The organism is Arsenophonus sp. ENCA, assembly GCF_002287155.1.
Classification (GTDB): Bacteria; Pseudomonadota; Gammaproteobacteria; order Enterobacterales; family Enterobacteriaceae; genus Arsenophonus; species Arsenophonus nilaparvatae.
This window is the reverse complement of record NZ_NHNG01000755.1, coordinates 1-1,097: the sequence shown is the minus strand read 5'-3', so window position 1 is coordinate 1,097 and position 1,097 is coordinate 1. Positions and strand designations below refer to the sequence as shown.

2 protein-coding genes are annotated in these 1,097 nt (G+C 45.1%); one reads left to right on the top strand and one right to left on the bottom strand.

The annotated features are described in order from the left end of the window. Window positions 1-91: 91 nt before the first annotated feature. Window positions 92-484 carry a Mor transcription activator family protein gene (locus CBG25_RS19575; protein ID WP_290608738.1) on the bottom strand — a complete coding sequence of 131 codons (393 nt, stop codon included), beginning with the start codon at window positions 482-484 and terminating at the stop codon, window positions 92-94. Between the two features lie 316 nt (window positions 485-800). Here CBG25_RS19575 and CBG25_RS19570 point away from each other — a divergent pair. Further along, a partial coding sequence (locus tag CBG25_RS19570; RefSeq protein ID WP_290605523.1) for a transposase family protein occupies window positions 801-1,097 on the top strand: 297 nt, incomplete at its 3' end.

Sequence of the window (1,097 nt, the reverse complement as noted above, 5' to 3'; positions counted from 1 at the left end):
GGTTAAAAGACAAGCTAAAAAGCGGTCAGCTACATAAAAAATTGAAAGCGGAACTGAGCGAGTAAATTAAAGGGGGTGGATCAGTTTTACTTTAGCAAAGTGGATCAGAATTCAATTGGCATTGACACTGTATCTGGCCGAGCCGGTATTCCTTGCGTAGCGTTTCAATCGATGTGCCTTGCTGCCAGCGGTGGAAAATTTCATCGTCGCGTAACGCCGTAAGCAGACTGTCGCCTTTAGGCAAATAATAGTTACGCCCACCCGCATACGCGGCCAGGGCCGCCGCCATTTTACGCGCCAGGCAGCGAGATTGGGGTACGGTAAAGCCCTGGCGTTGCAGCTCATTATCCATCACATCCACCAACGCGGCGAGTAATTGTGGCCACTGAGGTTGTAAGGTTTCCTCATCCACGCAGTCTATTCGGTCAATTAACGCATGCAGGTGGGTATCATCGGCGAGTAAATCTGCTTGTTGTGTCTTCATCGTCTACCTCATCAGGTAAGTTGAGTAATAATGTTATTATACAATATATTATCCCATAACCCTAAAGCGAGACGCCCCTTCTGCCCACGGTGACGATAACCCGTTATCGACGTTATGACGATACACGGGGCTCGGCCTCATAACGCTGACAAACGCGCGGATAACTTTCAGTCGGCGTACCCGGGGGGAGTGTCGCCAGCATGCAGCGCCGATGCCAGCGCTTGAGACTTTAAACTAGTTGCTGAATAGAGACTTGCATTTTTTGTCACGCTATTGAGAATAAAAAGAGGTTTAACTTAGAGAATAAAGGTTTGAAATGATCAACAAAGAGCGGCTGTTACGAGATAATCGTTTATGTAAAGCAATCATTGGATTATCAGTCGAAGAATTGAAAAATTTAGCCGCTGAATTTTCAGCTTGTTATTTGATTTATCGGAAAAAGAATCGAAAAGATCACGAGCGGCAGATGGGTGCAGGGCAGAAAGGATTTATCCCAACCCCACTAGATAAACTGCTTTTTATTTTATTGTATTTAAAATGTTATCCGACCTATGATTTGCAAGGACTTCTTTTTGGTTTAGATAGAACCCGGGTATGTCGCTGGGTAAAAATA